This window comes from Pseudoalteromonas sp. XMcav2-N (assembly GCF_024124545.1).
Lineage (GTDB): Bacteria > Pseudomonadota > Gammaproteobacteria > Enterobacterales > Alteromonadaceae > Pseudoalteromonas.
The window spans coordinates 1-13655 of record NZ_JAMXSF010000034.1 but is presented as its reverse complement, the minus strand read 5'-3'; the positions used below and the strand labels follow the sequence as shown (position 1 = coordinate 13655).

Annotated in this window: 12 protein-coding genes and 1 pseudogene; 4 read left to right on the top strand and 9 right to left on the bottom strand. The window is 40.2% G+C overall.

Going from position 1 to position 13655, the window contains the following annotated elements; genetic code table 11:
- A pseudogene (locus tag NH568_RS23755) lies at positions 1 to 213 on the bottom strand (IS4 family transposase); the annotation flags it as partial.
- Between the two features lie 133 nt (positions 214 to 346).
- Here NH568_RS23755 and NH568_RS23750 point away from each other — a divergent pair.
- The gene (locus NH568_RS23750) at positions 347 to 739 is read left to right on the top strand and encodes a DUF6678 family protein (RefSeq protein ID WP_253111219.1); all 393 of its coding nucleotides are present in this window, start codon (positions 347 to 349) and stop codon (positions 737 to 739) included.
- Between the two features lie 110 nt (positions 740 to 849).
- The gene (locus tag NH568_RS23745; RefSeq protein ID WP_253111216.1) at positions 850 to 1536 is read left to right on the top strand and encodes a hypothetical protein; all 687 of its coding nucleotides are present in this window, start codon (positions 850 to 852) and stop codon (positions 1534 to 1536) included.
- Positions 1537 to 2074: 538 nt separating this feature from the next.
- Here the strand turns inward: NH568_RS23745 and NH568_RS23740 are convergent.
- The 5 genes from NH568_RS23740 to NH568_RS23720 form a co-directional block, all read right to left on the bottom strand.
- Positions 2075 to 2476 (bottom strand): hypothetical protein, encoded by a 402-nt coding sequence (locus NH568_RS23740; RefSeq protein WP_253111213.1) that lies wholly within the window; start codon positions 2474 to 2476, stop codon positions 2075 to 2077.
- A gap of 107 nt (positions 2477 to 2583) precedes the next feature.
- Positions 2584 to 2967: a hypothetical protein gene (locus tag NH568_RS23735; RefSeq protein WP_138546958.1), complete on the bottom strand. Its 384-nt coding sequence runs from the start codon at positions 2965 to 2967 to the stop codon at positions 2584 to 2586.
- A gap of 756 nt (positions 2968 to 3723) precedes the next feature.
- Positions 3724 to 4338 carry a type II secretion system protein GspG gene (locus NH568_RS23730; protein WP_253111210.1) on the bottom strand — a complete coding sequence of 205 codons (615 nt, stop codon included), beginning with the start codon at positions 4336 to 4338 and terminating at the stop codon, positions 3724 to 3726.
- Positions 4339 to 4464: 126 nt separating this feature from the next.
- Positions 4465 to 5454 (bottom strand): fatty acid desaturase, encoded by a 990-nt coding sequence (locus NH568_RS23725; protein WP_253111208.1) that lies wholly within the window; start codon positions 5452 to 5454, stop codon positions 4465 to 4467.
- A gap of 150 nt (positions 5455 to 5604) precedes the next feature.
- A complete protein-coding gene (locus NH568_RS23720; protein ID WP_253111205.1) occupies positions 5605 to 6042 on the bottom strand; it encodes a thioesterase family protein in 438 nt (145 codons plus the stop codon).
- A gap of 771 nt (positions 6043 to 6813) precedes the next feature.
- Between NH568_RS23720 and NH568_RS23715 the strand changes: the two genes are divergently transcribed.
- The gene (locus tag NH568_RS23715) at positions 6814 to 9666 is read left to right on the top strand and encodes a TonB-dependent receptor (RefSeq protein WP_253111202.1); all 2853 of its coding nucleotides are present in this window, start codon (positions 6814 to 6816) and stop codon (positions 9664 to 9666) included.
- Positions 9667 to 10096: 430 nt separating this feature from the next.
- On the opposite strand, the gene NH568_RS23710 is transcribed toward NH568_RS23715, so the two are convergent.
- Entirely contained in the window at positions 10097 to 10525 is a 429-nt protein-coding gene (locus NH568_RS23710) for a hydrogenase (RefSeq protein WP_253111198.1), read from the bottom strand.
- Positions 10526 to 10694: 169 nt separating this feature from the next.
- Positions 10695 to 11288 carry a Crp/Fnr family transcriptional regulator gene (locus NH568_RS23705; RefSeq protein WP_253111196.1) on the bottom strand — a complete coding sequence of 198 codons (594 nt, stop codon included), beginning with the start codon at positions 11286 to 11288 and terminating at the stop codon, positions 10695 to 10697.
- A gap of 255 nt (positions 11289 to 11543) precedes the next feature.
- Here NH568_RS23705 and NH568_RS23700 point away from each other — a divergent pair, with 255 nt between their 5' ends.
- Positions 11544 to 12515: a transposase gene (locus tag NH568_RS23700; RefSeq protein ID WP_253111193.1), complete on the top strand. Its 972-nt coding sequence runs from the start codon at positions 11544 to 11546 to the stop codon at positions 12513 to 12515.
- A 213-nt stretch (positions 12516 to 12728) separates the two neighbouring features.
- On the opposite strand, the gene NH568_RS23695 is transcribed toward NH568_RS23700, so the two are convergent.
- Complete coding sequence (locus tag NH568_RS23695; RefSeq protein ID WP_253111190.1) at positions 12729 to 13334, bottom strand: hypothetical protein; 606 nt, start codon at positions 13332 to 13334, stop codon at positions 12729 to 12731.
- Positions 13335 to 13655 lie beyond the last annotated feature (321 nt).

The following is a 13655-nucleotide window of genomic DNA, read 5'->3' as shown; positions in this document are numbered from 1 at the left end:
ATGCATGGCAGTGTTGCCAAGCAGCCGGTCCATACGTTTAATGTTGTGTTTTGCTGCGACAGGGCCTTTCATATTTCGACCCAGCTCAGTAAGAGACAGTTGATTGCTATCGAGCAAAGTCTCAGTTGCCAGCATTAATGAATCAAGGCGCCGCGCATGAATTTGGGGGCAGTTTTTTCTGAGCATATCGTGTAGGATAGTGATATCACGCATGGTGTTGTTATCTATTTAGTTTTTGGCGAAATAAATTAGATCAAACAATGCCGTGCGTGTCCATCACATTGATTTTAAATATGAATATCTGGGGATTCCTCAGTTTGCGGCGTTATGGTTTACGGAGAATTTGGTGAAAATTCGAGAAAGGCTTTCTTGTTCATATATGTCTAATGCTAAATGGAGAAAGCTTTTTAGCGTTGTTAATGAAAACAACGTGCAATTTACTCATTGTCAGTGGAAGCTTGTAAACGAAACTGACCCTAAGCTAGGGCACTTACCAAATTTTGACTCACTTGGTGAATATTATGTTGGTGATTGTGGTGCTTTGAATGGTCCTTTCGACTTCGAGTTAATCGAATGGTTATTTATACCAACATCAATAGGTTATAAACCATATGAAGGCTCTCCAACCATTTACAATACTCAAAGTGTTCAACATCTGATCGAGCAGTTAAATGTTTTGGGAGAGTTTGAGTTCACAAGTGATGACGAAGGTTTAAAAATCTTTGGGTATAAACCCTAACAAACGCTTTAACCAAGGGACGCAAAACAGCAGGCTTGCGCTCCTTCGTCGCTAATTTTAGCCTGCTATTTTGCGCCGGTTAAGCGACGCGTTAGCTTTCTAGGATAGATATGAGTAAAAATTCATTTTTTCCAAATGTTGAAGATGTCTTCTATGAAAAAGTTGAAGAGCATGCCGAATTCTTACTACCTTTACTCTCTGTAGATGTGGAAGACTTTTTAAAAGGTGAACAAGGCAAATTACACTTTGTTTTGCCTTTGGAGCCATTTGATTGTTTGGGTTTAGAAACAAAAAAATTCCACAATTATTATTGCAGAACTAACTGGATAGCTTACAAGTTAATAGATAATAAGCTGTCTCTCTTAACTGATTTTAATTTTTTCCAAAAACAATACATCAATACACATAGTGACTACAAAGAAACTTTTGGTGGCGTGGAAAGTTATTTAAATAATCTATCAAATGACTTAGAAGAAGAGTTTCAAAAATTAAAGCTTCAATACAGCAAAATGAAAGAGCATAGAAAACTTGTTAATGAAGAGCGAGTTTTTGAATATTTTCACACCCCCTATGAGGACATTTTTGACACTTTTCCCACTACTCAAGGTTTAGATAACATATCAATACCTCTTACTGAAGATGGTCGACCTTTTAAATATATCGGTAAAATCGATATATGTGACTTATTCATACAGGATGGAGATGATAAGTGGTACTCAATTGATGTTGATACTTGCATCATTATGTATTATGACCCACAAGAAAAAATAATATTAAATACATTTTTCTGTTCGTAAAACTGTTCAGTTAAAAGCTAAAGGCTTTGTTCGGACACCCATTCCAACAAACTTGCCACTTCAAAGCTTATTAACCCAAATTGGGCAGATTCAGATTGGCTGTTACGTGATGAGAGAGGAGCGGAATTAGCTGGGTGCCTCTGTATTGGCCTTTCAGCTTGAGTGTTTTTTAAACGTTGGCTGGTTACTTGTTTAGTCGTGAAAATTCCCTTTTGAGCTTACGAATTGACAAAGACCTATAAAGAATCGAGCCCATCAAGTAAGCAAAAATCACGTACCAGCCTGCATTAATATACAGCAGGTTTAAGCCATATGCCGTGCCGAAGTGTATTGCAGGCACAACTGGAAATGTTGGCATTATAGCCACACCAGAAACAGGCTTTCGACCACACTTTAAGTGTGTAAGATTGCCGTCCAGAATTTCTAAATAGAAACCTATCGCTACTGATATTGTTGATAGAAAAGCTAATAAAAAATAAAGCAACATCCCTCCGCTTTCCTAGCGCAACAACACTTTGACTGGATATTCTTGGTTGATTTACAACTTATAATTACAGCCAAGTAACCGTGATCGAATATACTGATCATTTTCTTTTATTGTCAAATCACTATATATTTCACACCACTTTGCATGATTACCATAGTCAGCAATAGCATAAGCTATAAGCTCCAAATTTCTTTTAGTGGTATTCGGATGATTTGTGATCTCTACAAATTTGTTGGAGTTTCTGATACCCCAGTTTACGAACTCACCATAGATAGCAGCTCCCGGCGCTTCACCCTTATATTCGTTTAAGAAATCAGCAACCTGCTGACTAGATTGGCTTTTACCTAAAAACGAACTGGTCGCCCTGCTAGCTTGACAGATTGAATCACACTGTTGTGATTCAATAAAACCATACAATATCAACACAGCTAATACGACTGATACCAGTTTCATACACCGAAGCACCTTTGGTTAATATAGTGCACCAACTTCAAAGCGTGGCAACATCAGGGGCGTTGCCTCTGTATTTGCACATTGAAGCAGTGAAGCTTGTTAAATCTCTACTTTGTATACAGCTTAATATACTTTGCAGCGATTTCTTTTGCTTGAACCACCTCTGCCTTTTTCATTGCTTTAGTTAAGCTGGCTAACCTTTCTTTTGCAAAGTCAGTATCGGTGCCATTTCTGGATAAAACAACGCCATACCAAGCATAAGACTCAACTTTATTTTGAATTGGTTCAGGGCTTGATTCCAGTAAATAGGCAAACTCTACTTGAGCGGTATAAAAACCGAGCCTTGCACTTTTTCCCAGGTATTTTGCTGCAGAGTTAAAGTTCCCTTTTGATGCGGCTTCAACGCCTTTATCGCGTAACTCGCTCTCTTCACTCGCTATGCAATGATTAGCAAACATCATTGCAATCAGGGTTATTAGGATTAACCTCATACTCTCTCCTTGCATTTAGTGCGCGCTCACCGATAAACAGAGTGCGCTGGGTAAATTTATCGAGTGCAGCACTGTGTAACGTGCCACATTCGTATTTGCGACAATACTTAAATCTCGACCTTATCAAAATACTTGATTACTGGCGGTGCGCAAAGAAATGCGCTCAGCTTATCCAGTACGCCGTTATCCTGAATGAAACTCAAATAATTCTGATGACTTTCTACCGTTAACCATTCTTCGTCCAAAAGGGATTTGTTTGGACATCCACTTCTAAGCTTGATCGTCCAATCTCAGTCACTTGAGGTTGGTTGCAATCTCAATGGGAAAAGAACCGATTACGCTGGGTGCAACTTTGCTCGGATATCCAATTACCAAGCTTGGAGGTCTTTCAACTTGAACCTGCCGCTGCCATTCGAAAAACAGTTCAATTGGGTGTCTTTACTCCACTTACATCACTGTATCTAAAGGATAACAGAAGCAACTGCAAGCAAAAATACCAACAGAACAAAGTAGCAAAGCACTCCCAGGTGGTAGCCAACCAATCGAGATTTGTTTGGACATCCACTTCAAAGATTGATCGTCCAATCTCAGTCACTTGAGGTTGGTTGCAATCTCAATGGGAAAAGAACCGATTACGCTGGGTGCAACTTTGCTCGGATATCCAATTACCAAGCTTGAAGGTCTTTCAACTTGAAACTAGCTGCCATTCGAAAAACAGTTCAATTGGGTGTCTTTATTCCACTTACATCACTGTATCTAAAGGGCAACAGAAGCAACTGCGAGCAAAAATACCACAAGAACAAAGTAGCAAAGCACGCCCAAGTGGTAGCCAAACAATGATTTTTCGATTGAATTTCCTTTTCTGTAAGCCAGAAATACACCAGCAATATAAGGTGGAAGGCCTACTCCGAAGCCTGTTAATATCATCAAAAGAAAAAACGCCTGGAAACCATGTTGTTCTTTTAGCCCGCATTCAAGCTCACCCCAGTTCCCGCCCCCCCTGTTAGTACCAGTACCACCGGGCAGTCCATCTTTACCATATGTCCATATATCAAATCCTTCCGGGTTGTTTTTACCCGGTGATAGGTATAAATAATCCCTGCCCCAAGGGTCTTCAGGTAGGTCATTGATAATATTTTCTTTTTTACAAGGGCAACTTTTACTGATAAGTACTTCCTGAGCCAACACACCTAATCCTTGTTCATTAGTTGGATAACTACCGAATTCACGATGGTAAAGCTCAACGGCTTCAGCCAACTGTTTAATATCTAGATAAGCTATTTCTTCCGGTGATAGCTCTCTACTTGAGCTTTTAGCAAAAGCTGAAATTAGAGTAATGATTACTATTGCTATAACTTTAACTTTTTGCATTGAAGTTTCCTTGTTTCCACCAGCATTGTGACCAGGCATATAACCACCATGTTTGTAAGCCTTTCAGTTTGGCATGGCCTTTTAAAAGCACTGTTTGACTGGATGTCTCTGGTTTAATCTGACTATTCAAGGTGTTGGGTAATGATTTGCACGTTTCAAGCTTTGTAAGTCGTCAAAACGTACTCCATGTAGCGCCATAATGGGCCGTATTTTTTTGCTTATTAATTGCCGAATATAAAAGGGCTGATTCGGCACAAAGTGATGAATTGTGTGTGTACGGCCAAAATCAAACCAAAAGAGTTGAAATGGTAAGAGCCAGCGACTGGTGATCACATGCGTTTGCTCTAGCACATTGCTCACTCCACCATAATAATGCATTGAAGATGTGATCAAGTTGAGAGACGTCGAGCGGACAATATTTGGCACAATCAAAACCACCATCAGAAATTGTGCAACCGCCAGTAGCTCGACTCCCCACTTAGGTAGTTCAAATGGGTGAAAAAATTGCAGCACATGAAAAGCGATTACACCGTATAAAATTGCAAAGTATGCCGTCGCAAGGGGAAAACCGGCATTAAAAACCTGAAAAAACCTGAAGTCGCGAATTTCCCTACTAAAGCACTTTGAATTAATCAATAAACCTAGCAGACCATCAGTGATGACGATCGCTCTTAAAAAAGGAGATTTAATACCATTACCCACTAAGCGCTCTTCCAGGTCTTGTGGGGTGCCAGACACTTTGTGATGGTGCAAATGAATTTTTCTGCGATACCAGGGGTTCACGGTGTTTGGTCGCATCAACCACACGACTAGCATCATAAAGTTATGTATAAGCGGACGTTTACTAAAATACAGCTTGTGGATCAGGTCATGCTCAAGTTCATGTGTAATGGAAGTAATAAAGGCTACCAAAAGAATGCACAACCACGCGGGAATAGCAGCAAAATAATAAAGCGTAGCAACCCCAGTAAAAGAACATAATGACAACAGCAGAATAACCATAGCTATGCCATCTTGCTTTTCAAGTATAGGATAACGAGCTCTGAGCGATTTCTCTTCGGCTTTAATCGCGGTAACTATCGCTGCTATGTTTTGTTTCGCGGTTAACTTTGACATAGATAGTTTTTGCTAACTTATTGATACCAAAATCATACCTCAGATTTCGAACCTTGGGGATCTTTATAACCAAGGTCCGCCTGACTTTCACTCATGTCAGAAGCGACGAGCACAAGCTGCTTGTGCATTTACAGAAAACAGAAACCCGCTCTATTGCTCACTCTCCATCTCGTATTGCTTTAATATGGTCAACATGCTCTCTGGAATTGGCGATTTTTGCCCTGTTTTCATATTAAACATCACCACATTCGCATACCCTGTTGTGCATATCGCCTGCTGTGACTCACTAAACGCTTCATAACGCATGGTGAAGCGATCTTCTTTAATATCAGTGATATATGAACCAATATACAAAGTATCTGGAAAGGCCACAGGTCGCTTATATTGCGCATAAGTATCACGCAGTACCGGGCTGTGGGTGGGTTCTGATAAGACAGAAAGTAACCCTGTTTGTTTCAAAAAATCAATTCGCGCGGTTTCGAAGTAACGAAAGTAAGACACGTTATTCACATGCCCCAGTGCATCCATTTCTCCCCAAACCACGTTAATTTTGGTATTAATTGCAAACTTCTCAAAAAATTCCTGCATGATGTTGCCTTGAATTATGATTATTTGCTTTGAGGGTAACAACTCATCGTACCAGCAACAAGCGCTATGCGATATTTCTGCTGTCTAACTCAATAAGCGCAACTAATCCAGTTTTTCATGCTGTACATAATTCAGTGGTAAACCAAAGAACCCAAATAGGGAACAATTAAGACTGGGTGTCTTTCAAATCCCTTTTTTCAAACCCCTTTCGAAGTGACGAAAAAAACCCAAATTTGGAACAGTTAAAGCTGGATGTCTTTCAAAATCGTCTTCAAGATCTGTCTTTTTCAAAACCTTTATAACACTGTAGGCTTGTTGAATATGACCATACATTACTTCCCGATGTTAAACTTTTTAACTTACATGGATTCAAATCACCACACCAAATCCGCAACACCATTAACACAAAAAACAAATTATATAAACACAAAATTAACTGAGTTATTTATTTCAAACAAACTAAAGATGCAATTAATGCAACTTTAGGACATATTTGCACAAACAGCAGAAATAAAAAATACAACACCTAACACAATGAAGCGATTAATAAAAGCTGGCTAAATCATTCTATTTAAAGATCAATCAAACCACCCAAAAACAAAACTAGAATACCATATTCCAAAATAATCTTTGACAAGTTGACATTTTTTCAATTGCCAGACTTGTTACTCTCATTACACTGCTCTGTAGAGTGACTTATATAACTTATTGATGTACTTCGGTTATTCATTTGCCCAGTTAATAATAACAATAAACCATCAAGGGACCCTTATGACTTACACTTTATCGCCTGTGCATATCGCCATCACGACAGCCCTAGTTTTGATGCCAAACCCTGGTTTCTCTGCTGAAAAGATAAATAAATCAGATAACAAAAATGAAGACAATGAGATTGAGGTTGTTGCGGTAACAGGTTCTCGGTTGATCCGGCCCGAACTCACTTCTTCTTTACCAATCACAACAGTGACAAGCGAAGACATCGCGCTAAGCGGGTTAACTTCCATTACCGATATTTTCACACGTTTACCCGCCATGAATGGCCACCAGGTTTCTATTGATGAAAACTTTGGAGCCGATGCAAGAAATAATGATGGTCGACAAAAAATTCAATTACGCGGTTTAGGGTATGCACGAACCTTAAACTTGCTTGATGGCGTCAGAATGGCGGCTGATACCGATGGCTCGGTGGACATTTCAATCATCCCCACAACCATGCTAAAACGGGTGGATATTAAAAAAGGGTCAGCATCTGCAATTTATGGCTCGGATGCCATTGCGGGGGTGGTTAACTACCAGTTACTTAAAGACTTTGAGGGTGTCAAACTGAATGTCTCGACAGGGATCAGTGAATACAATGATGCCCCAACTCACACTTTTAGCTTTGTCGGCGGCACCAGCTTTAACGAAGGTGGGGTTACATTAGGAATTGAAGCTAAGAAAATAGGAACATACAACAGAGGCTCGCGAAGTTTCTACTATCCCGATAGAAGCTCACACAAAGTTGATGGTATTTTTGAAGGTACCAACTGGCTGAGTATTTATGGGCCCGATGGCAATGCGACTTATGCAGATTGCGATGCAGACACCGCCACAGCAACCTACTACATGATGCACAGAAATAATGGCACAAATGGCAGCAGCTTAGATGACTTTTCCCCGTTCTCTGCAACTTATCGAGGACAAGTCGGGCAAGCCTGCTGGGAATTAGAAGAAATAGCGCAAGAAGAAGCCGAGAAGAAATATAAAGAAGCCCATGGCTATAACTTTCAAAGTGAAACGCTAGACGCATCCGAAAGAACCGAATACAGCATACTGCTAAACACATATTACAATTTTACAGATACACTTGAAGGTACCGCTCAATTACTTTACGCCGACAAAGAAAACTACGCACAAGAGGCAGCAGCGGTAGTCTCTGGCCTGTTCGTTAGTAAAGATAATGAATATAATCCGTTCGGCCGCGATGTACGTTTGAACCGTCGTTTGACCAACCTCAATAAACGAAACACAACAACAGTTACAACGCCTTTTCATGTGCGCCTTGGGCTCAATGGCGAACTATCTGAAAATTGGACTTGGTCCACAGATCTTGTACATAGCCGTTATGAAGCAAAAACAACTTATCCTGAAGCACTGAATAGAACTTTGTTACAAGATAGCCTGAGCGGTCCCGAGGTTTGCCTTGTTGAAAATAATTGCTCACCACTCAACCCTTTTGTCGACCTTGAGCAACTTAACAGTGATTTGCTAGATGCAATTATGGTTGATGGTATTTGGAGTAAGCACAAGGCCACAACGAACACCTTCAATCTAAGTGCGGTAGGAGACGTTTTCAACTTACCTGCAGGGACTATTCAAATGGCAGTAGGAGTCGAATACCGCACAGAAGAAGCCAGCAATCAATTCGATGATGTAAGAGGAAAGTATAAATTAGTCGGTAACCTGAGCCAGGAAGACAGCAATGTTCCGCCAAAACGTAAAATCAAAGAAGCATACATCGAAACCAGCATTCCAATCGCTGAAGATGCTTATTTGGCGAAACATTTAAGTGTTGAGCTAGCGGTTCGCTACTCCAATTATAGTGATTCGGGTTCATCAAGTACGCCCTCTGTTAATATTTACTGGAAGCCAATAGAGCAACTCATGGTTCGAGCTAATTATTCTGAAGGTTTTCGGGCTCCGACTTTATTTGATTTATATCGTGGCAAAGAAGTATTCACTGATCGTTGGTACTCCAACTCTTCCGACCCATGTAGTAACACAGGCTGGGAGCAACTGGCATTGTGTAAAAGCTTTGGTGCAAAAGTGGCTGAAGCAGAGCCTTACCAATGGTCATTTGAAATGGGCGGCAATGAGAACCTTAGCCCGGAAACGTCTACATCACGTAACTTAGGCTTTGTATGGACCCCTGAGTACCTTAAAGGTTTTACTGCCACATTAGATTTTTGGAAAGTAGACATTGAAAATGCGCCAGAGCGTTTAACCAGGGTAATGCTGCGTGAAAATGCGCGCACCAATGGAGAGTTATTTGCCGATCTAATTCAACGAAACCCAACAACTCATGTACTTGAACACTATAAGAGCATCGTCATTAACATCGGTAAAACGAGATCCCAAGGCTATGATCTAGATTTAAACTACACTTTTCCTGATACACAAATCGGCAGCTTTCAAATAACCTACTCATTAGCTGAAATCACTCAGGGTGATAACCAGTACTTAGGTGATGACGAATGGACTCCCTATATTGGTCGATACAATAATTTAGAGACAAAGCAATCATTTGGCATATTTTGGAATAAAGGAAACTGGAATTCTTCTTTCACCATGGCGTACGGTAGTAAAGCATTTAATTCAGATGAAGACGATATTCTTGATTTAACAAACGTGCCAGAAAAAGACAAATACAGAACAGCCAGAGACTTTGCTCTGGACTGGTCGCCGTCTTACGACCTGAAAACGCTAACGGTTGGCTATGACGCACAGCAATATGGTCGATTTAATCTCACAGTACAAAATCCATTTGGTGAAAAACCACCATTTTTGGATGTCGCACGAGGCTATGATCGCGGGCCAAACCCGAGAGGCCGCTACTACACTTTATCCTGGTTCAAAGAGTTTTGATCTCCCTTTTCATCTTTGATTTCTATTCTCACTAAGTTCCGGGAAGTTAGAACGTAAACAAGGCATGGATGCCCTCACACCAATTCAGACACGCAAGCAGCCTCTTTAGCTTGATGCTAATCTCACCATTTATCACAACAGGTAAGTGACGGGGGTGGTATACGTTATCTCCTTAAGCGTGTAGTCACTATACCTAGCGCTTAACATTCTAAGGTACTGACTTATTGCCGCCCTTTCGGGCAGGCTCGATTATTACTAAAGGCCGTTCAACATTCCAAGTGATGCTATGTTCTAAATAACAGTGGGTGTCAGCCAAAAACGCGCTTTTTTCAAAACCTTTCTTTCAAAATCCCCATTTCATCCTCCCAAAATTTGGAATGGGCGCCCAAATCGCTATGTTCAAGATTTAAAGTGGGTGTCGCCCAAAAAACTACCCAAGTATCGGTAGTAACCCAAAAACCAATAAGGTACAGGCGATTAGTGATAATAGTGACCCAATACGTACCAGAATCATCACAATGACTTCGGTTGTGATGTTTGCCGAAAACCCAGCGCCGGCGATTGGCAACGCTTTACTTGCACCAGTCACTGACGCAATGGTTATTCCCAACCAAATCAGAATGAATCCAAATGCAGAACCATAGGCAGCTAAAAGTGCCAAAAAAAAAGACAGTTCAACCAGCGACCAGATAACACCAAAGAGCGCTACAGCCATACCACATTGAACAGCCGTCAGGTGACCGGAAAGCGCCATCCGGGCGTTTTTAACAGCGGGGATCAAAGCTCCTTGCACCAGGCCAACGAGAAAAAAGGCAATACCAATAAATATGAGTTGTGCGCCTGTTTGTGTTAGCTCCATCACTGCTCTCCCCGTATCTGCAGAACACCAGGTTCAGTGATGCTACAGACGTGCCAGGCAATGTTTAACGGGGCACTTTGCTTAAATTGACTTTTGAACTTTTGAAAAATATTCATTGTTAATCTCCAGTGAAAAAACACATGATAAACAACGAAATATAAGAGTTCATTCACCTAGATTCATATTTTAGTTTACTCAAAGTCTGGGGCGCGACACCGAGATAAGAAGCGATATGGTATGACTTAACTTGCTTAAATATAAAAGGATATTCGTCCAGTAAACGTTCATACCTTTGGGCAGCCGTCTCTGACATGAGAGAAAGGACGCGTTTGTACGTGGCCGAATAGTAGGTGTTGTGTAACCATACCCTAGCCAAAAGCCCCCACTTTTTTTCTTGTGATATAAACTTATCCAGCTTTTCCAGAGAGGTGACGTAAAACACTGAATCTTCGAGAATTTCAAAGTTAAGCATTGATCCTGTATTTTCATAAAAGCCAACACTATCATCCATAAAATGGTTTAAACCATGCTTACTTTTACCTCGAAAATAAAGTTGCCAGGTATGCTCCTTGCCATTCATATCATTGAAATATGATCTGGCTAACCCGCTTTTGATAAACCATATCTCACTAAACACGTCGCCAGCGCGATGTACAATTGTTCCTTTTTTAATATGTTTTCTCTCAAACATACTGCAAGCAGAGTTCCACTCGTCATCATTGACTGGAATATACTGCTCAATCATTTTTCTAAAATATTTCATATGGTTACAGCTATCGTTTTTTATTATAACGCACGTTCTGGGATATCTGAAAAATACTTATTTGAAATCAATATAATGAAAGTGAACGCCGTTGCTCTATACAATTCAGTTCACCAACAATCAATCTGATAACAAAGTCATAAGTCATTGCTTTACCTTTCCGTATACCTTTCCGTAGACACCCACCTCAAAACTTGTTTGGTCTGCTCGCATCAACTACGCTTTTAGACGACTCCAAGGATTAGGACGACAACCATGCCAACAGCACGAAAGAACCAAGTCAGTTTAGTGGACACAAAATACTACCATTGCATCTCTCGTTGTGTAAGGCGAGCCTTTTTGTGTGGCAAAGATAAATTTACAGGCAGGTCTTATGAACATCGTCGAGAGTGGGTTGAAGAAAAGCTACTTACACTGGCGACTGTATTCTGTATAGATATCTGCGCTTACGCTGTCATGAGCAATCATACCCATATCGTTTTATATGTTGATGATAAAAAGGCCAAACGATTGTCTGACAAGGCCATTGTTATCCGCTGGCATAAGTTATTTAAGGGAAACTGGCTGACACACAAATTCATTGAGGGAAGTGAGCTTAATCATTCTGAGCTCATCATGCTCAACGGTATCATTGAGCAATACAGAGAAAGGCTCGCTAGTATCAGTTGGTTTATGCGTGTGCTTAACGAAGATATTGCTCGCCGGGCAAACAAAGAAGATGGCTGCACAGGTCGATTCTGGGAAGGTCGATTTAAGTCACAGGCATTACTTGATGAGGCGGCCTTGGTAGCCTGTATGGCTTATGTTGACCTGAATCCAATCCGGGCCACAGTAGCTGATACACCAGAAACTTCTGATTACACCAGCATCAAAAAGCGCATTGAACATGCCCATAATGGCAAACAACCAAAGAGTCTTCTGCGCTTTGCTGGTAACCCAAGACAGAGTATACCTAAAGGATTGCCATTTGAGCTTAAATACTACATTGAACTGGTTGAGTTAACAGGTCGATGCGTTCGTGCAGACAAACGCGGTCACATCTGCGATGCTCAACCTATCATTGCCCGGTTACAAATCGAGCCTGAAAACTGGCTAAAGCTTACCACACGATTTACCAAAGTATTCCATGGTGCAGCTGGCAGGCGTCACGCCATGACGCAATACTGTACACATCTGCAAAAAAAGCGATGTGCTAACCTGGTCAATTGCGAACGCTTGCTAGGATAAAAGATCATACCTGACTTTCGGATTAACATTGTAGCGAAAGCAGGGGGTTAGTCACGCCATTTAGCTTGAAGTTAGCTACGTAATAGCTGATATCTTACTCATCAAAGCAGTCATTTAGTAACTCTTTATTTTTTATCCCGACACCACCTGATAGCAGTTTCTGCTAGGAGATAAAATTTACTCTCCTAAAAAAGTAAGGATATCAATGGATGTCTATGATTTCTTCTGTTTTAGGTGACTCCGCTTTTTTTCGAACCGTACTTTACCGTGGTGATTCCTAATTGCCTTATATATGAACCCATCTTCTATATTTGCAGTCACTGTTATTACTGTTCTTTTTGTAACCTCTTCTTTAAAATTTGATTCATCAAACTCATCTCTTGACCAGCCATTACGAATACTTGTCATTTGAATCATTCCTAGTTTTAATCCAGAATACTCGTTCTTTTCCACACCTAATGTACTAGCTAAATCAGATAAAACATTTCTTAATATGGCTTCTTTATCTTTATCATTTGAAGCTTTAAAACCAATCATTTTTTCATTGACATCACCCACAAAAAAATTCATTTTTATTAGGTTTTCATCAAAATTATATTTAAGTGTAGTCAAGCATGGTGTTTCATGGTCTTTTGTCTTAGAGTTCCCAAACCAACCTCTATAACACTTTGATTGTTCTTCTATTTTAAAAAGAAACAAATCAAAAACTGAAGCCGGCGCTGTCATGGCTTGAGCTATAAACTTGCTTGGCTCTGCATAAGATTGGTTAGAAAGAAAAACAAACACAAATAAAAAAGCTGGTTTTTTAAACACACCCATGAAAACTCCTTTACGAATTACTATTTATTCCATTCCACTCATAGGAATATAAACCGACAAAAACAAACGCACTATATATACTTATATTCACACGCAACAAATGATAAGTAAACAATAAGTCACAACTAAAAACACAGTTATATGAGGTTTAGGCATATCAATATATCATAGACACCCATACCAAGGGGACCCTCCGCTATGTTCTAAATTGAAGTGCACCACTATAGTTCAAGTTAGCTATTTTGGAGGTGCAAAATGGGTCAAAAATACTGTCATTTGAGTCATCAAGAGCGGAAGCTTATTTTTAATTGGTCTCACTAT

Bases quoted from the DNA above. Each gene is read 5' to 3' on its own strand.
- NH568_RS23705 (WP_253111196.1), bottom strand. From the start codon at position 11,288: ATGAAATATTTTAGAAAAATGATTGAGCAGTATATTCCAGTCAATGAT.
- NH568_RS23725 (WP_253111208.1), bottom strand. From the start codon at position 5,454: ATGTCAAAGTTAACCGCGAAACAAAACATAGCAGCGATAGTTACCGCG.
- NH568_RS23700 (WP_253111193.1), top strand. From the start codon at position 11,544: ATGCCAACAGCACGAAAGAACCAAGTCAGTTTAGTGGACACAAAATAC.
- NH568_RS23695 (WP_253111190.1), bottom strand. From the start codon at position 13,334: ATGGGTGTGTTTAAAAAACCAGCTTTTTTATTTGTGTTTGTTTTTCTT.
- NH568_RS23740 (WP_253111213.1), bottom strand. From the start codon at position 2,476: ATGAAACTGGTATCAGTCGTATTAGCTGTGTTGATATTGTATGGTTTT.
- NH568_RS23745 (WP_253111216.1), top strand. From the start codon at position 850: ATGAGTAAAAATTCATTTTTTCCAAATGTTGAAGATGTCTTCTATGAA.
- NH568_RS23720 (WP_253111205.1), bottom strand. From the start codon at position 6,042: ATGCAGGAATTTTTTGAGAAGTTTGCAATTAATACCAAAATTAACGTG.
- NH568_RS23710 (WP_253111198.1), bottom strand. From the start codon at position 10,525: ATGGAGCTAACACAAACAGGCGCACAACTCATATTTATTGGTATTGCC.
- NH568_RS23735 (WP_138546958.1), bottom strand. From the start codon at position 2,967: ATGAGGTTAATCCTAATAACCCTGATTGCAATGATGTTTGCTAATCAT.
- NH568_RS23715 (WP_253111202.1), top strand. From the start codon at position 6,814: ATGACTTACACTTTATCGCCTGTGCATATCGCCATCACGACAGCCCTA.
- NH568_RS23730 (WP_253111210.1), bottom strand. From the start codon at position 4,338: ATGCAAAAAGTTAAAGTTATAGCAATAGTAATCATTACTCTAATTTCA.